Here is a 15,674-nt window from a genome sequence, read left to right as displayed (position 1 = left end):
GTGCCTTGCGCCTGAGCTGGCTGTAATCAGATTAATCCACCAACATCTCTTTCAGATACTGAAAAATCTCTCTGGATGCTTTAGGTGGCTTATTGTGGCTGGCTTCACGCTGAGCCTGTAAGGCCAGCTGACGTAGCTTCTGACGTTCCAACTGTGGATTTTCCTGTAACGCCGCCTCAATGGCACTGTCGCCTTTGGCGACAATATCGTCACGCATGCGCTCCAATCGGTGTAATTTGACCGTGGCCTGCTGGTGACGGTTTTCAATTAAATCCAATGCCTGGCGAATAGGCGTGGTGTCTCGGTTACGCATCAGCTTGCCAATAAACTGCAGCTGACGCCGAAACCCGTCCTTCTTGCGGTTGATACGTCTGGCCAGTTTCACGGCCTCAGCCAACTCAGTGTCCATGGGTACTTTGGCCAAAGCGGCTTGCCCAAGATCCACCAGCTTTTGCCCCAGCTGCTGCAACTCATGCATTTCATTTTTTAGCTGGGTCTTACTTTTTAACTCAACATCTTGGTCGTCTTCTGGGAGTTGGTCTGTGATATCCGTCATCATGTTGTCTTTAGTGTTACACTGCTGCTAATTGTAACCTCTTGCCCAACCGCAATACCAATTTATGAATGCAAGACAAACACTGGAAGATATTCAACAGGTCGTAGATGACACCCTGAAACTGGCCAAAAAGCTCGGCGCCACCCAGGCAGAAGCCAGTATGAGCAAGGTACAGGGCATTGCGGTGTCATCCCGGATGCAACAAATTGAAACCCTGGAATTCACCAACGACGGTGGATTGGGGATCAGTGTCTATGTGGGCAAACGTAAAGGCAGCGCTTCCACTGCAGATTTAAGTCCACAAGCATTAAAGATGACCGTTGAGAAAGCCATTGAGATTGCCCGCTACACCAGCGAAGACCCCTTCAACGGTCTGGTCGAAGAGGATTTGATCGCCAGGGACTTTCCTGACCTGGATCTCTACCATCCTATTGAGCTGGATGCTGAGGCAGGCATCAAATTGGCCATTGAGGCGGAAAAGGTCGCTTTCGAGCAGGACGAGCGCATCACTAACTCCGATGGCGCCTCTTACAATGCCAATCTGGGCGTCAAAGTCTACGGCAATACCCATGGTATTAATGCCGGTTATCCCAGCAGCCGCTATAGCCTCAGTTGCGTAGTTATCGCCCAGCAAGGGGATGACATGCAGCGGGATTACGCCTATAGCGTCAATCGTGAAGCCCATCTGCTTAATTCTGCCGAGCAAGTGGGCAAAGAAGCAGCGCAGGCCACCTTAAGTCGACTCGGTGGCAGAACGCTGAAAACCACCAAGGCACCGGTGATGTTTCACCGGGAGATAGCGTCAGGCTTATTTGGGCATCTGGTGTCTGCCATCAGCGGTGGCAGCCTGTATCGCAAATCTTCCTTTTTGCTGGATCATCTGGATAAACAAGTTCTGCCCTCATGGATGACCATCAAAGAGCGTCCACATATCAAAAAGGGCTTAGCCAGCTCCATTTTTGATCACGAGGGGGCACGCACAGAGGATCTGGATATCATCGAAAACGGCATCCTGCGCCACTATCTTCTGACCAGCTATTCAGCACGAAAATTGGGTATGCGTAGCAACGGCCATGCGGGTGGGATCCACAACTGGCTGATACAAGACAGCGGCCAGGACTTTGATCAGTTACTCAAAGAGATGGGCAGCGGTCTATTGGTTACTGAACTCATGGGTCAAGGCGTCAATATCGTCAATGGCGACTATTCCAGAGGGGCAGCCGGTTTTTGGGTGGAAGATGGTGAGATTGCCTACCCCGTGCACGAAATTACCATCGCCGGCAATCTTAAGGATATGCTCAAGAATATTCGTGCTATCGGCACTGATACCGAAACTCGCGGCGCGGTGCAGACCGGCTCAATCCTGATTGGCAATATGCAGATAGCAGGGGACTGAGGAGGCTATTTCCTCCTCCCCTGTGTGTTAACTAGCATTCCCAGCATCAATTTATCTGGTATTTCGCTTTCAACTCGGCAATCAGGTCCTGTTTTAACAATAACCAGGCATTAAACTGCTCAATGATGTCTTGATGCTTGATTGTGGAAAGGCTAATTTCACTTACTCCTGTGGGTAGTCCCTCTGCAAATACCAGCAGCTGTGGGTTACCCATGACTTCCCTCATGTAGTATTTAGTCACATCAACGTTCGCAAAACCACCGTCCACACGATCGCTTTCCACCATTTTTATCAGCCCATCGAGAGTATTAGTCTCGCTTAACTTGATGGTGCCTTTGGCAATATCATCCATAAAGGGAAAAGGGGTAAAACCCCGGAGGGTAACAAGGCCGCTGAGTTTGTCATAATCAAGGCTGACATTGGCGGGTTTGACCATAACCCCATCCACATAGGTGGCTACAGGGGTAGAGTAATAAATATCGTGCCCTTGGCGCATGCTGCCCGCCCAGAATTTATTATCCGGAATTTTAAAATCTACTTTACCTGCCAGAAAGTCCTGCATCAGACGCTTAACAGGGAGGGGCTTGTAAGTGAATTTATGCCCGTTATCTGCAGCAAACTTGTCCAATACCTCTTTGAAGTAACCGCTAAATTTACCATCTTCAACCGCAGAGAAAGGCTTGTAGTCCAGGTTCTCCACACCAATAGAAAACTCGGCCGCCTTCAATGCAGTGCTAGCGAGGACAAAACCAGAAAGCAAAAGTAAGTTAACGTGGCGCATAGTCATCTCCCGATTTTCCACTAAGTGTAGGAGGACTTTGCAAAGATATGCTTGAACAGATTGAATTTTTTAGCTTTTTGAAAGGATAGGAGTGAGGATATAGCCTCACTCCTGATAGCTTTAGGCGTCTACAGATCCGCAGAATCGGTAACCCTCACCGTGCACGGTAACGATCAACTCTTCTGAATTGGGCTCAGACTCGAAGTGCTTACGAATTCGGCGAATGGTCACATCTACCGTGCGGTCGTTAGGACGTAACTCTCGGCCGGTCATTTCCATAATCAACTGTTCGCGGGTCAGGATCTTACCAGGATGACGCAAGAACAGGTGCAAGGCCCTGAACTCACTGCGTGGTAATCTGAATTCCTGACCTTTAGGAGAAATCAGACTGCGGCTATCACCGTCTAATACCCAGCCATTGAAGCTGACTTTGCTTGGCAGATCATCGTCTTCATTGCTGTTCAGGGTACGGGCCAGTAAGTTTCTGGCACGGATGGTCAGCTCTCGTGGATTAAATGGCTTGGTCAGGTAATCATCGGCACCGATTTCAAGACCCAAGATACGGTCTACATCGTTGTCGCGACCCGTCAGGAATATCAAGCCCACATTTTTGCGGTCTCTGACCTCCCTCGCCAGGATCAGGCCATTTTTACCCGGCAGGTTAATGTCCATGATGACCAAGTTTATATTGTTGGAAGCGAAGACCTGGTGCATCTGATCACCATTTTCCGCTTCAAAAACCTGATAGCCCTCAGCCTCAAAAAGGCTCTTTAAAGTGGTTCTGGTAACCACTTCATCTTCTACAATCAGAATGTTCGGTGTCTGCATTTTTCGCTAACCATACTTGCCGGGATTTTTAAGCCGTCTGTGAAATTGGCATTCACCAGATTTACAGACTTGCTACTAGTCTATCAGAATCTTCAAACATGACGACAATATAAGTCCCTGAATCGCGTGCTCATATTGCCGTTGCCAGGTTTGACTGCCGCATTAGCGAAAGTTCACACGCTTTAACAGTGCCGAACTGAATTTAAGTTCGGTAGACTGGAATGCCTCGCGACTGAAGAAGATGCGCATTCTCGATTGCATGGGCATGATCGACATCATGCCGCCCTGCTCAATAAAGTTGAGGGATTCACCAATAGAAACCGTTTTGTCCTTAAGGCTTACTAAGGACTTGAATAGCTCCTCATTCTCATATTGCTGGCTGACAAAAAGCACATGGCAAGGCTGTTGATTGATAGCTTCTATACTATCCATCTCCACCAACAGAATTTGCCGTTGCCTGACATCTTTGGCAGGCGAGCCCCTGAAAGCATCAGCTTGCGGGTGATTTTCTCCCTCAAGGAAGCAAAAATACACCGGAGCCCCGGACACATCATCGTCCGGAAATTGCGTGAAATGAGCAATATGCAGCAAAAAGGGTGCACGCAACTGGGCCGGCGTAAAGCTTTGGTCAGCCCTGACCAAAGAGGCAAAGCAAAGGGAAAGGGCAATCAGCCCCGCAGGCAACTTGGAAAAGTAGCGCTTAGCCATCATGAGCTTTTCGCCACCTTAGAGGGTTCCACCCGCCTGACAGGGAAGATTATCAGGAATTCCACGCCCTTACCTTCCTCACTACTGACCGTAATGGAGCCGTTAAGCGCCTGGGTTACCAGGTTAAAGACCAAATGCATGCCCAAACCACTGCCACCCTGGCCACGCTTAGTAGTCACAAAGGGATCGAAGATGCGCTTACATAAGTGTTCAGGAATACCACGGCCGTTGTCACAGTAGCGAATGCACAACTTGGTGTCGCCCTGCATTTCCACATAAATATCGATGGTGCCCTTTTCCATAAACTCAAAGCCATGGATCACCGAGTTCATAATCAGGTTGATCATGATCTGATTGATAGGCCCGGCCTTACTTTCCAGGGTTAGATCGGGATCACAATGCAACTTTATCTCATGGGGCAGCTTTTTGAGCCTTGGGCGCATTGACAGCAGAATTTCATCCATCAGTTGCGAGAAGCCAAATACGCGGGTGCTCTCGCTGGTCTGGTCCACTGCCACCTGCTTAAAGCTGGAGATAAGCTCTGCCGCACGGTTCAGGTTACGGTAGATAATATTCAGGTTTTCTTCGCCTTCGGCGATAAACTTAGCCAATGAACTGGCCTTAAGATTCTTCTTCTCGAAGTCTTGTTGCAGCTGCTTCAGGCGGTCCAACATCATGGTCGATGCGGTCACACCCAAACCGATGGGCGTATTAACCTCATGGGCCACACCCGCCACCATATCTCCAAGGGAGGCCATTTTCTCGTTTTGCACCATCTGCCGCTGGAACTGATGCAATTTCTCCAGCGTCTGAATCAACTCTTTATTGGCTTCCTTAAGCGCGGTGGTGCGCTGATTAACCTTCTCCTCCAGGCTCAAATTCAGGCGCCGATATTCATCCTCAGCTTCCTGCTGGCGTTTGTTATGTTGCTCTATCTTATCCAGCATCTCATTGAAGGCTTCGGCCAGAATATCCAGCTCTTTGAGGTTGGATGACTTAGCCCTGATGGAGTATTCCTTGCGTTGGGAGACATCCTGCACCAGATGCACCAGCGCCTCTATCGGCCGGGTGATGCGTTGTTGCATTCGCAGCGTCATGACCAGTGACAACAGCAGGGCTAATAGCAGGACGGCAAGAGTGATGTAGATAGTGCTGTAGGTAAGCTCATTCAGCGTCTCCACCGACGCCTGCAAATAAATATATCCAACTAAATTGTTTTCCACGTGAATCGGACGCATCAGCTCCAACACATCATTAGAAAACTTGGGTTCTACCAGTTCTTCGGTGCGATTGACCATCACCGGGATTTTGGCTTGCCCCATTTTGTTGTAGCTGGCAAAAAACTCCAGTTGTCCTGCAGGGTTAACTTTGTAGATATGCACATGGGTGACAATGTCTGCGGCACTCAGGCTTTCCAGGTTTTTGTCCTCGGAAAGTGAGTCATTAAAAGCAATACCACCGGCCGCATAGCCTGCTATTAGCTTGGCGTAGATCTGCACTTCCTCGACCATTTCTTCCTTGTACTTGCTGATCTGCACATACAAAGAAATGGCTGATGCCAAAATCAACACCACAGCAGTAATAGACATCACCACCCAGATAAACAGGTTCTTGATGGATGATATGGGCGTGTTTTCTGTCATCTAGTGATTGCCAGCCTGACTAAAATCTAATGAAGCGGAGTCTCTCCGTAACACCATATTGATACAATCTTTTGAAAAAAGAAAACTTTTCACCCAATTGCAAATGGAATTTATGAGCACCAAACATGCAATACCAGCGGCGTTATGGCAACAATATCAGACTGTTCAGTTTTTGTGTGCACAAAAACCCGTCTTTTCCAGCCAGTTTGCGATCATCACCGCCTGCAATCCAGCTGGCGAAGTCTTGGTCGAGAAGCGCAATAGCGCACTTCACAACACCTTTGAAAAGCGCCTGCAAGGATTAGAGTTACCCTACGTTGAAATGACCGGCGCCAGCCTGGATTTACGCCATCAGGAGCCGGGTTTTGCGATATCTTGCCGCTTCGATCAGGCGATGCAACTGGCCGTTGAATACCACCAAAATGCCTTTTACTGGGTAGAGGATGATCAACTTTGGTTGATGCCTTGCCTGGCTGCCGGGCGTTCTGAAGTCAATCTTGGGCCATTTGCCCCCTATATCAGGGTAGCCACCTAATATTGCACTAACTCAAGCAACTGGTTCGGCGTCATTTGCATTTGCTCCGACAGTTGGCGCAGTGCCATCTGCTGCCTGACCCGCTCTACCTCATTTTTCGGTACCTTCAGCAAGGCATCGAAGTCAGTCAGGCAAACACAAACAAGCGGCTCGTCCTGTTTGGTTGCCTGCAATGATCTAGGCATCTTTTTATAAATAAGGTGTGGACAAGGCTCTGTGCGGGTGGGCAATTGAATACATTGCTCGGGCATAGCCACCGTGCACATGCTAACGGTCATCAATAGCAAAGTTATCCATCGATACAACAACAGCCCTATCCTCCGAATTTGCGTCCGCAATCCTGATACAACGCCTGGTAATTTAGCGCCGCATCATGCCAGGTAAAGCGGGTTTTCATACCGCGCTTTTGCATCTGTACAAATCCTTTGGGGTACTCATGATAAAACAACAGTGCACGCCGTAAGCAATTGAGCAACGCGTTACTTTCCGGGGCATCAAAAACAAAACCGGTGGCACGCTCAGGCAAATGTTGAAGGTCCAGCACCGTATCCTTCAACCCCCCCACTGCACGCACAATAGGAACGGTACCAAAAGCCAGGCTATACATCTGATTGAGACCGCAAGGCTCAAATAAAGAGGGCATCAGGAAAAAGTCGCTGCCGGCTTCCAACAAATGGGCCATGCGAGTACTGAAATCATTGCGAAAAACAAACTTATCCGGATGCTGCTCGGCCGTGTATTTGAGCACATCACTGATCACCGGATCGCCCGTACCTATCACCAACAACTGCACATTATGCTGTAACAGTTGGTTAAGTATGGGCAGCAGGTAGCCAAAGCCTTTTTGTTCGGTCAATCGGCAAAGCATACCGATCAACGGCACGCGTTCATTGACCGGCAGCCCCACTTCGGTTTGCAAGGCCGCTTTGCACTGCTGTTTGCCTTGCAGGGAATCAGCATTGTAATTCGCTGGCAACCAAGGATCGGTGGAGGGATCCCATTGCTGGTAGTCACAGCCGTTGAGTATGCCACTGACATCCTCTGCACGGCTGTGAAACTCGTGATACAGATGATGAGAGCCAAGAGGTGTTAACAACTCCGCCCCATAATTGGGACTGACCGCATTGATTTTGTCGGCGTAAAGAATGCCCATGCGCAAAAAATTCAATTGCCCGTGGCCATCTATTTGCGCAGCGAGCTCGTGGTAGGGCTTGAGTGCCGGAATATCGGCAAATCGATAATGCCCCTGGAACGCGCCATTATGTACCGTAAGCAGAGATTTGGTATGGGCAAAAAAGCCGGAGTTGTCCTGCTTGAGCAAAAAGCAGCAAAGCGAAGTATGCCAATCATTGCAATGCACAATATCCGGTTGAAAATCTAGGGCTTTAGCGGCCTGCAATGCAGCTAAAGAGAAGAAAGAGAAACGCTCTGCGTTGTCTCCGAAAGGCTGATAGCCATCTGAATAAAGGCCTGCCCGATAAAAATAGTCTGGATAATCGATGCAATAAACCGGCACAGTTTCCAATTCAAGGCGTTTGATATTGAATCTATATTCTTTGTCACCCTGAACAAGGTGTTGCTCGTCAGTGATATTGGGCAACTTGAATTTGTCGGCCATTTCCTTGTAATAAGGTTTAACGATCCGTACATCATGCCCCAAGGCACGTAAAGCGATGGGCAAGGATTTCGCCACATCAGCCAGACCACCGGTTTTGGCCAGATCTTCCACTTCAGAGACGACAAATAGCACTTTCATAGCAAACTCATCTTCGAACTGCCGGTCACCTCGTAGTGCACGCCATAAACCGGCTTTACTAATTCGTGCAGACGAGCATAGCGCATAGGGACCGGCTCAAACCAGTCCTTATACCAAGTCTTGTTCTGTTATTGCTGGAAACGGAAGATTATTGCGGTAATCGCACCTGGAATTCGAACTTTGAGAGCCTGAAATTTTGCTCAAACACCTGGCGCAGCAGCCAATCTCGCTCTAATTCATGCTGATATTTGAATTCAGGCTCTTCCCTGATCAATTCATTGCACAGGGCGATACGCGCCTTCAGATCACAAATATTTTGTTCAATAGCCGCCATGGCAGGGTGGCAGCCAAAATTTACCGGATTGTGCATTAGGTCTGACATGGGATCTTCCTCCAATCTTGCCTTTGCCTGAACAGAACCGCGATTCCCATCTGTGTTACTCAATTTAAGTGCCAATTTCTACTCATCCATGAGACGCCCAGTTGGGCTGTGCGTTTGTCGGGCGCAAAGTTAATACCAAGTCTCCTAATGATGTGCTCAGCTCAGAGCAGGCCAGAAAGGCTTAGATCAAGGCACAGCTTCAAAGGCATAGTGGGGTCTATGTCAAGAAGCTGTAACACCGAGACAAGCCTTTCTGGCCGCTCCCTGCGGGCGAGGTCAAAATGCACTCTGGCTTTGTTTGGCCCCTTTGATTTAGGCCCGCTAAACCTGCAGGACCCCGCCTTGCCAGTGAACATTTTGTCTCTCGCTGAGAGACCGCATCATTAGGAGACTTGGTATACAAGGACGTCATGACAGATTCATTAACCCATCATGACATTGCTGTGATCTGGAGCAAAAGTGCACTAAAAAGTGGCAGAGACTAACGCAGACGATGACAGCGATAAACCCGAAACTTGGTACCGTCGAGCAAGATCTCCACAGCGCCCAGACTTTGTTCGAGCAGGGGTTGGTATCGCAAGAAGCTATTGGCGACCATGTAAAGCGGCCCATTAGGACGCAATAAGGGTCTGATTTGCTTGCAGAAATCTGCGGTAACCTGGTAATCGGTGTTCAACCCGGTATGAAAAGGCGGGTTAGTGTAGACACCGGCAAAACTGCCTTTGACTTCGCTAAGGCCATTGGAAGGCAACGCCTCCGCCTCCAGGCCATTGGCCTTGGCGCTTTGGCTGGCGCTGAAAATGGCCAGAGCACTGACATCCACCATCAGCGGTTTGGCCTTGGGATTCATCAGTCCTAAATAACAACCAATAATGCCGGCGCCGCATCCGAAGTCCAGCACCGGGCCATTAGGTACCTCCTTGATCTGCTCCAGCAATAGTTTGGTACCCAGATCCAAACTGCCATGACTAAACACCCCTGGCAGTGAACACAAAGTGATATCCACACCAGCCACCTGCAATTTGAATTGCTTAATCCAGCTTTCAAGCTTGAAGGCTTTGGCCGCTTTATCCGGAATGGCGCCGTATAAGGCACAGTGCCTGGCCGAATCCACTTTGTTGCAGTGCTCGGCATAAGGCGCCATCAATTTAGGCGAACTTTTAACCCCGCCTTTGTTGTCGCCGACCAACAAGATCTGCCCGCCTGGCAGCAAACAATGCACCAGGTTGGCCAGTAACATCTCGGCCTGCTCTTTGGCTTTGGGCATATAGATGCAGATGCCGTCAAATTTCTCGCTCTGTGGGTACTCGGCACCGAAATGGTGATGCTTTGCTTTTATACGACTGGCTTGCTGATAGATATCGAAATATTGATGGTAACCATAGAGATCACCGGATAAGGCGCTAAATACGGCGCTATCCTGAGGATTGACCAACAACCAGCGGCCTTCGGAAAAACGTTCCTGATTGCGAACCAGTAACTGACTGGCAGGACTGAGCATGCTTATTCCACCCTCTCAAACATCAGATCCCACACCCCATGCCCCAACCTATGTCCACGTTGCTCAAACTTGGTCAGGGGCCTGAACTCAGGACGTGGCACATAAGTACCATCCGCAGACAGATTCTTGTAACCAGGCGCCTGGTTCATCACTTCCAGCATATGTTCAGCATAGTTTTCCCAATCGGTCGCCATATGCCAGACACCGCCGATGGCCAGCTTTTGCCTGACTTTCTGGGCAAAATCCGCTTGTACTATACGACGTTTGTGGTGACGTTTTTTATGCCAGGGATCGGGAAAATACAGCTGCATTCTGGCCAGGCTACCGTCTGGAATACACTGCGCCAGCACCTCTACAGCATCATGCTCAAACACGCGTAGGTTAGTCAGCCCAATTTCCTCGGCATCGCCAAGACAAGCACCAATGCCTGGACGATGCACTTCGATACCAATAAAGTCTTTATCCGGCTCATTGGCGGCCATTTCCACCAGTGACTTGCCCATACCGAAGCCGATTTCCAGCACCACAGGGGCGGCGCGCCCAAACACCTCGGTAAAATCGAGCCCCCCCTGCTCAACACTCAGCCCCATGGTTGGCCAATTGGCTTCGATGGCCCTAGCCTGTCCCTTGGTCAGCCGGCCCTCACGCTTCACAAAACTGCGTATTTTGCGGATGTAAACGCCTTTGTCCTGCTCTTGCTGGGGGGTGGTATCGCTCATAGTCACTCGTCTAAAAGTTAGGCAAAAATAAAAAACGGCGTATTATGCCGTTCCCCACAGCCAATACAAGGCTGAAGGCAAGCTATTAACTACAAAGTAGGCCGCTTAGACACGCTGCCAATGCGGCGGGCTGCTCTAACGGCAGCATATGTCCGGCGCCAGCAAAAAGATGAAAGCGACTGCCAGATATCTGTTGATGCATTGCTTGCAGCTTCTTAAGCGGGGCAACCTTATCTAACTCAGCGGCGAGTATATTGATAACAAGACCACTTTCCGCCAGGGCTTGGGTGAGGTCCGGGCGCTCAGAAGCCGCTTTGAGATGGTATTTTAGCACCGAACCGCCAAGGTCCTCTTCCATGGCACGCACCACTTGCCTGGCCGCTCCGGCGTCTATGCCACCAGGCTCAACCATCTGTGCCAGACGCTCTTCTGACATAGGACGGAACTGACCTTTCTCCAAGGCGTTGATAATCAGCCTTCTGGCCTGGATTTCCTGAGGATCCAAACCGGCGGAAGAAAAGCCAATCAAAGTGAGAGAGGCGATCTGCTGCGGATGTGCCAATGCAAAAAGGGTCGCAATATACCCACCCATGGAAAACCCCACCAGGTGCACTTTGTCACCATCAACGGCATGCTCGGTGAGGCTTTGCATTTGCTCCAGTGTCTCTGCCCATTGCAAAGGAACATAGCGCCGGTCAGGTACAGACATCATGCGCCAAAGGGGCATCCACATGCGCTCGTCACATTGGGTGCCAGGTAAGAACACCACGGGAAGGTCATTACTCATTGGATGGACTTTTTTCAGTTGCAGCTTTTGTTATCATAACAGCCCTCGCCTAAAGCAGTAATCCAGGACATCTTTTGCCTTCATCCAGCGTGTTTTCGCAGCGTATTCTGAACTGGTTTGATAAATCCGGTCGCAAGGACCTGCCCTGGCAGCAGAATAAAACCCCGTATTCGGTGTGGGTATCGGAGATCATGTTGCAGCAAACCCAGGTGACGACAGTGATCCCCTACTACCAGCGCTTTATGGCGCGCTTTCCCGATGCCGTCAGTCTGGCAGATGCTGCCGAAGATGAAGTGCTGCATCACTGGACAGGGTTAGGCTACTACGCCAGGGCGCGCAACCTGCAAAAGGCTGCCAGGCAAATCAGAGATAACCATCAAGGCCAGTTTCCTACAGAGATGGAACAAGTGATGGCCCTGCCAGGCATTGGCCGCTCCACCGCCGGTGCCATCCTGTCCCTTTCACTGGGGCAAGTGCATCCTATTTTGGATGGCAATGTAAAACGGGTTCTCAGCCGCTATGCGGCTATTGCGGGCTGGCCAGGTGAGAAAGCGGTGGAAAGCGTCCTATGGACATTGGCAGAAGATCTTACCCCGGAGCACCGAATAGCCGACTACAACCAGGCAATGATGGATATGGGCGCCACCTTATGTACACGCAGCAGACCCAAATGTCAGTTGTGCCCGGTACAGGCGGAGTGTCAGGCACTTGCACTGAATCAAGTAGCGGATTTCCCGGGCAAAAAAGCCAAAAAGGCCTTACCCGTCAGGCGAACCATCATGCTAATGCCGCAATGGCAGAGCCAGATCCTGATTTATAAGCGTCCACCGGCAGGCCTTTGGGGTGGCTTGTGGGGCTTTTATGAAATAGCAGACAAAGCAGAATTACCGAAGCTAAGTGAGTCTTTAGGTCTGCAGGACTACCAGATCACTGAATTGGAAGAGTTTCGTCATACCTTCAGCCATTTCCATTTGGATATTCAGCCACTACTGCTAACGCTGACAAGGGCACCACAGGCCAAGAAGGTGCAGGAAAACCAGCAACTATGGTATGACCTGCAGACTCCCCCCAGCATCGGCCTGGCTGCACCCACCAAAACACTCCTGCACAGTCTGACCAAAATTAACGGATGATGCGGTGGTCGCTGCACCGTTAAGCTACTTTTAAAACTAGCGTTGGCGCTACCAGCCGGGAGTATTCGACAATGCGCACCTCTGTTGTCCTCATACTATGTCTGCTTACTTTGCCAAGTGATTCAGTTAGCGCTGAGCCGGTAGAATCTTTTTTTGACTTTAACCATATCAAGCAAAGCCTTGCCTATCTTAAGCAGCCCTCAGCAGAAAAATTACAGAGGATTAGCGCAACAGCCGCCGCCATGCACCTAAAAAATCATGCAGATCATACTGGCTATTTCCCCAAATCCAGCTCGCCTTTACAGATAACTGAGCAAATCGTGGGTAGAGCAGAGAAGTCGGCCGCCGAGATTGTGGCGATTGAGAAATTAGCGGTGCAGATAGAATCAGATCTTGCAGGGCAACAAGGCTGTGTAGAAGAGGTGAGTAAGTATCTTCCTGAGGATTTTAGCTTTGAAGGTAACCTGTTCTTTACCTTTGGCTATGATATCGGCGTTGCCATGGGCAAGGACGCGTCCCTGAATCTTGCCCATCCGCATTTTCTAAAGCTGCCGGAAGAGGTTTGGTATTACTTTCAAGAACTGCACCATGTGGGCTTTCAATCCATTTTTAGATTTAGCCTTGGTTAAATCCGGCGAACAGCTTGCAGAACTGGTGCGCTATCTGACCTTTATGGAGGGCGCGGCAGTGTATGCCGCCTATGCAGCCAGACAAAAAAATCATCATCTGAGTGAACATGACTTCCAGGCACTTAAAGATGACGAGTTAATGCAAAATCTTGAGGAAGAATACTTTGCCATTTATCGTCAGGTACAGAACATTGGCCAGAGGCCACTAACCCCGCAAGACTGGGATCTGCTGGATCCGCTCTCCGACGGCAAGCGACTTTGGTATCGGGTGGGGGCAAAGATGTGTGAGGAACTGGACAGCAAATTGGGAAGAGACGCCTTCTTGCAGCTTATCCGCCAGGGACCAGATGCCTTTTTTACCGCCTACCATAGTTTGTAAAGTCTCCCATTGCCCTTACAATGTGCTCAAAGTGAATGACACAAAAGCATTATGAGCCGCACAATTTACTGCCAGTATTTGAAAAAAGACGCCGATGGCCTGGATTTCCAGCTGTATCCCGGCGAGTTGGGCAAACGTATCTTCGACAACATCAGCAAAGAAGCCTGGGCGCTGTGGCAGAAAAAGCAGACTATGCTGATTAACGAGAAGAAACTGAATATGATGAATGCAGAACACCGCACCTTTCTGGAACAGGAAATGAAAGCCTTCTTATTTGAAGGAAAAGACGTAGAAATCGAAGGTTATGTGCCGCCGAGCAAGTCTTAAGCATTAAAAACCGCTCAAAGCTTGTGCAATCGAACAAGTGCAGTAAAAAAGCTATTGACTTGCACTCTCAGAATCCGTTTAATACGCACCCACGACGGCGCAGCCTCCAAAAGGAAGCCAGCCAGTCAACCGAATATTGCCCAGATAGCTCAGTCGGTAGAGCAGGGGATTGAAAATCCCCGTGTCGGTGGTTCGATTCCGCCTCTGGGCACCATATAGAAGGCCAAGATAGTCCAAAGACGTCTTGGCCTTTTTCTTTTCCTCACTAAAACCAAGAGATGCCAGTGTTTTTTGGTTTAAGGAAGTCCGAGGGAATCCACCGACTAAAGTAACACTTTGTGTAACACTGCTCTAAGCAAGCCCAAAGGAATGTTACTAAATGCCCAGATCAGTCAAGCCTCTAAATGCTACCCAAGTAGACAAAGCGAAACCAAAAGACAAAGAGTACAACCTGTCAGATGGTCAAGGCTTAGCACTCAGAATAAAGCCAAATGGAACCAAGGTTTGGCTCTTCAATTACACACACCCTTTTTCGAAGAAGAGGAAGAATCTCAGTTTTGGCCAGTATCCTATCGTTTCATTAGTAGACGCTAGAAGGCTTCGATTAGAGAACTTAGAGCTTCTCGCAAAGAACATTGACCCGAAAGAACACCGAGATCAAATACTCCTAACAAGAATGAATGCGGCTAAGAACACCTTTGAAGCCGTAGCTAATCAATGGCTAGAGCTTCACAAAACCAAGGTGAAAAAGAACACCGCTGAAGCAATCTTGCGCTCATTAGAGAACGATGTATTTGGCGCTGTGGGTGCCATGCCGATTGATCAAGTGAGTTTTTCCATCATCAAGCGCTTAGTAATTGCAAAGCTCGTTGATAGAGGCTCGCTCGAAATTGCGAGGAAGGTAGCCAGGCGGATCAATCAAATCATGTCGTTTGCAGTCCTCAATGAGTACATCCCTCTTAATCCGCTGACAGAAATTGGAAAACTAATTCCCGCTTCGAAAGCGCAAAACTTAGCGGCTTTGAAGGCTAATGAACTGCCGGAACTAATGTCAAAGGTGAATCTGTCAGACATGAAGAGGCAAACCAGGTGCTTACTGGAGTTACAGCTACACACAATGACGAGACCGGGAGAAGCGGCAACCATCAAATGGAGCGAGGTCGATTTTGCTGAGCAGGTCTGGGTGATACCAGCAGAAAAAATGAAGATGGGGAAAGAACATCGAGTACCACTTACTAAGCAAACGCTGGCAATCCTGAACTACATGAAGTCGATTAGTGGCCACAGAGAGTATGTATTCCCCTCGGTTAAGAACCCTAGAGGCCATGCAAACAGGGAAACCGTAAATAAGGCACTAGGAAGAATCGGGTTTAAAGGGCGGACGGTAGCTCATGGCTTCCGCTCTTTAGCTAGTACCACTTTGAACGAAAGCGGCTTTGAGCCAGACGTTATTGAGGCAGCTTTGGCACACCTAGACCCAAACAAAGTAAGGGCAGCTTACAATCGGGCAGATTATTTTGAAAAAAGAAAGGTAATGATGTGTTGGTGGTCAAACTTCATTGAAAGTGCGGCCCAAGGAAATTTATCAGCAGTAGCGAGTGAAGCAGCATGAAT

The 15,674-nt window shown here is 49.3% G+C and carries 18 protein-coding genes and 1 tRNA gene; 8 read left to right on the top strand and 11 right to left on the bottom strand.

Annotated elements, in window-relative coordinates; translation table 11 throughout:
- Nucleotides 1–31: 31 nt before the first annotated feature.
- Nucleotides 32–556 (bottom strand): ribosome biogenesis factor YjgA, encoded by a 525-nt coding sequence (gene yjgA / locus P2G88_RS12750; RefSeq protein ID WP_275796550.1) that lies wholly within the window; start codon nt 554–556, stop codon nt 32–34.
- 64 nt (nt 557–620) lie between these two features.
- On the opposite strand from yjgA, the gene pmbA reads away from it, so the two are divergent.
- A complete protein-coding gene (gene pmbA, locus P2G88_RS12745) occupies nt 621–1,952 on the top strand; it encodes a metalloprotease PmbA (RefSeq protein WP_275796548.1) in 1,332 nt (443 codons plus the stop codon).
- A 46-nt stretch (nt 1,953–1,998) separates the two neighbouring features.
- Here pmbA and P2G88_RS12740 read toward each other — a convergent pair whose 3' ends face one another.
- From P2G88_RS12740 to P2G88_RS12725, 4 genes are all read right to left on the bottom strand, one after another.
- Complete coding sequence (locus P2G88_RS12740) at nt 1,999–2,733, bottom strand: transporter substrate-binding domain-containing protein (protein WP_275796545.1); 735 nt, start codon at nt 2,731–2,733, stop codon at nt 1,999–2,001.
- A 120-nt stretch (nt 2,734–2,853) separates the two neighbouring features.
- On the bottom strand, nt 2,854–3,561 hold the full coding sequence (gene arcA, locus P2G88_RS12735) for a two-component system response regulator ArcA (protein WP_275796543.1): 708 nt from the start codon (nt 3,559–3,561) through the stop codon (nt 2,854–2,856).
- 162 nt (nt 3,562–3,723) lie between these two features.
- The gene (locus P2G88_RS12730; RefSeq protein ID WP_275796541.1) at nt 3,724–4,272 is read right to left on the bottom strand and encodes a YfiR family protein; all 549 of its coding nucleotides are present in this window, start codon (nt 4,270–4,272) and stop codon (nt 3,724–3,726) included.
- On the bottom strand, nt 4,269–5,912 hold the full coding sequence (locus tag P2G88_RS12725) for a sensor histidine kinase (RefSeq protein ID WP_275796539.1): 1,644 nt from the start codon (nt 5,910–5,912) through the stop codon (nt 4,269–4,271). The genes P2G88_RS12730 and P2G88_RS12725 overlap by 4 nt, the downstream gene beginning before the upstream one ends.
- 112 nt (nt 5,913–6,024) lie before the next feature.
- On the opposite strand from P2G88_RS12725, the gene P2G88_RS12720 reads away from it, so the two are divergent.
- Nucleotides 6,025–6,447 carry a DUF3293 domain-containing protein gene (locus P2G88_RS12720; protein WP_275796537.1) on the top strand — a complete coding sequence of 141 codons (423 nt, stop codon included), beginning with the start codon at nt 6,025–6,027 and terminating at the stop codon, nt 6,445–6,447.
- Here P2G88_RS12720 and P2G88_RS12715 read toward each other — a convergent pair.
- From P2G88_RS12715 to P2G88_RS12690, 6 genes are all read right to left on the bottom strand, one after another.
- Nucleotides 6,444–6,632, bottom strand: a complete 189-nt coding sequence (locus tag P2G88_RS12715; RefSeq protein WP_275796535.1) for a hypothetical protein — start codon at nt 6,630–6,632, stop codon at nt 6,444–6,446. The genes P2G88_RS12720 and P2G88_RS12715 overlap by 4 nt on opposite strands.
- A 128-nt stretch (nt 6,633–6,760) precedes the next feature.
- Nucleotides 6,761–8,203: a glycogen synthase GlgA gene (gene glgA, locus P2G88_RS12710; protein WP_275796533.1), complete on the bottom strand. Its 1,443-nt coding sequence runs from the start codon at nt 8,201–8,203 to the stop codon at nt 6,761–6,763.
- Between the two features lie 148 nt (nt 8,204–8,351).
- Nucleotides 8,352–8,585 carry a hypothetical protein gene (locus P2G88_RS12705; protein ID WP_275796531.1) on the bottom strand — a complete coding sequence of 78 codons (234 nt, stop codon included), beginning with the start codon at nt 8,583–8,585 and terminating at the stop codon, nt 8,352–8,354.
- Nucleotides 8,586–9,066: 481 nt separating this feature from the next.
- Nucleotides 9,067–10,086 (bottom strand): methyltransferase, encoded by a 1,020-nt coding sequence (locus tag P2G88_RS12700; protein WP_275796529.1) that lies wholly within the window; start codon nt 10,084–10,086, stop codon nt 9,067–9,069.
- Nucleotides 10,087–10,088: 2 nt separating this feature from the next.
- Nucleotides 10,089–10,805 (bottom strand): tRNA (guanosine(46)-N7)-methyltransferase TrmB, encoded by a 717-nt coding sequence (gene trmB / locus P2G88_RS12695; protein WP_275796527.1) that lies wholly within the window; start codon nt 10,803–10,805, stop codon nt 10,089–10,091.
- An 85-nt stretch (nt 10,806–10,890) separates the two neighbouring features.
- Entirely contained in the window at nt 10,891–11,592 is a 702-nt protein-coding gene (locus P2G88_RS12690) for an alpha/beta fold hydrolase (RefSeq protein ID WP_275796525.1), read from the bottom strand.
- A gap of 74 nt (nt 11,593–11,666) precedes the next feature.
- On the opposite strand from P2G88_RS12690, the gene mutY reads away from it, so the two are divergent.
- From mutY to P2G88_RS12660, 6 genes are all read left to right on the top strand, one after another.
- Nucleotides 11,667–12,725 (top strand): A/G-specific adenine glycosylase, encoded by a 1,059-nt coding sequence (gene mutY / locus P2G88_RS12685; RefSeq protein WP_275796523.1) that lies wholly within the window; start codon nt 11,667–11,669, stop codon nt 12,723–12,725.
- Nucleotides 12,726–12,796: 71 nt separating this feature from the next.
- Entirely contained in the window at nt 12,797–13,354 is a 558-nt protein-coding gene (locus tag P2G88_RS12680) for a hypothetical protein (RefSeq protein ID WP_275796522.1), read from the top strand.
- Nucleotides 13,314–13,733 (top strand): hypothetical protein, encoded by a 420-nt coding sequence (locus tag P2G88_RS12675; protein ID WP_275796521.1) that lies wholly within the window; start codon nt 13,314–13,316, stop codon nt 13,731–13,733. The genes P2G88_RS12680 and P2G88_RS12675 overlap by 41 nt, the downstream gene beginning before the upstream one ends.
- A 51-nt stretch (nt 13,734–13,784) precedes the next feature.
- Nucleotides 13,785–14,060, top strand: a complete 276-nt coding sequence (locus tag P2G88_RS12670) for an oxidative damage protection protein (RefSeq protein WP_275796519.1) — start codon at nt 13,785–13,787, stop codon at nt 14,058–14,060.
- Nucleotides 14,061–14,198: 138 nt separating this feature from the next.
- Nucleotides 14,199–14,274 (top strand) — tRNA-Phe (locus P2G88_RS12665).
- Nucleotides 14,275–14,439: 165 nt separating this feature from the next.
- The gene (locus P2G88_RS12660; protein WP_275796517.1) at nt 14,440–15,672 is read left to right on the top strand and encodes a tyrosine-type recombinase/integrase; all 1,233 of its coding nucleotides are present in this window, start codon (nt 14,440–14,442) and stop codon (nt 15,670–15,672) included.
- Nucleotides 15,673–15,674 lie beyond the last annotated feature (2 nt).

Origin of the sequence: Aliiglaciecola sp. CAU 1673 (assembly GCF_029223185.1) — a bacterium.
Taxonomy (GTDB): Bacteria; Pseudomonadota; Gammaproteobacteria; order Enterobacterales; family Alteromonadaceae; genus Bowmanella.
The sequence above is the reverse complement of the archived record's forward strand: the minus strand, read 5'-3'. Positions and strand labels throughout refer to the sequence as shown.

What these genes read in the sequence shown, in the direction of transcription:
- P2G88_RS12730 (WP_275796541.1), bottom strand. Translation starts at nt 4,272, where the DNA reads ATGATGGCTAAGCGCTACTTTTCCAAGTTGCCTGCGGGGCTGATTGCC.
- P2G88_RS12660 (WP_275796517.1), top strand. Translation starts at nt 14,440, where the DNA reads ATGCCCAGATCAGTCAAGCCTCTAAATGCTACCCAAGTAGACAAAGCG.
- pmbA (WP_275796548.1), top strand. Translation starts at nt 621, where the DNA reads ATGAATGCAAGACAAACACTGGAAGATATTCAACAGGTCGTAGATGAC.
- P2G88_RS12675 (WP_275796521.1), top strand. Translation starts at nt 13,314, where the DNA reads ATGTGGGCTTTCAATCCATTTTTAGATTTAGCCTTGGTTAAATCCGGC.
- P2G88_RS12680 (WP_275796522.1), top strand. Translation starts at nt 12,797, where the DNA reads ATGCGCACCTCTGTTGTCCTCATACTATGTCTGCTTACTTTGCCAAGT.
- yjgA (WP_275796550.1), bottom strand. Translation starts at nt 556, where the DNA reads ATGACGGATATCACAGACCAACTCCCAGAAGACGACCAAGATGTTGAG.
- glgA (WP_275796533.1), bottom strand. Translation starts at nt 8,203, where the DNA reads ATGAAAGTGCTATTTGTCGTCTCTGAAGTGGAAGATCTGGCCAAAACC.
- P2G88_RS12720 (WP_275796537.1), top strand. Translation starts at nt 6,025, where the DNA reads ATGAGCACCAAACATGCAATACCAGCGGCGTTATGGCAACAATATCAG.
- P2G88_RS12725 (WP_275796539.1), bottom strand. Translation starts at nt 5,912, where the DNA reads ATGACAGAAAACACGCCCATATCATCCATCAAGAACCTGTTTATCTGG.
- trmB (WP_275796527.1), bottom strand. Translation starts at nt 10,805, where the DNA reads ATGAGCGATACCACCCCCCAGCAAGAGCAGGACAAAGGCGTTTACATC.
- P2G88_RS12690 (WP_275796525.1), bottom strand. Translation starts at nt 11,592, where the DNA reads ATGAGTAATGACCTTCCCGTGGTGTTCTTACCTGGCACCCAATGTGAC.
- P2G88_RS12715 (WP_275796535.1), bottom strand. Translation starts at nt 6,632, where the DNA reads ATGCCTAGATCATTGCAGGCAACCAAACAGGACGAGCCGCTTGTTTGT.
- P2G88_RS12700 (WP_275796529.1), bottom strand. Translation starts at nt 10,086, where the DNA reads ATGCTCAGTCCTGCCAGTCAGTTACTGGTTCGCAATCAGGAACGTTTT.
- arcA (WP_275796543.1), bottom strand. Translation starts at nt 3,561, where the DNA reads ATGCAGACACCGAACATTCTGATTGTAGAAGATGAAGTGGTTACCAGA.
- P2G88_RS12705 (WP_275796531.1), bottom strand. Translation starts at nt 8,585, where the DNA reads ATGTCAGACCTAATGCACAATCCGGTAAATTTTGGCTGCCACCCTGCC.
- P2G88_RS12740 (WP_275796545.1), bottom strand. Translation starts at nt 2,733, where the DNA reads ATGCGCCACGTTAACTTACTTTTGCTTTCTGGTTTTGTCCTCGCTAGC.
- P2G88_RS12670 (WP_275796519.1), top strand. Translation starts at nt 13,785, where the DNA reads ATGAGCCGCACAATTTACTGCCAGTATTTGAAAAAAGACGCCGATGGC.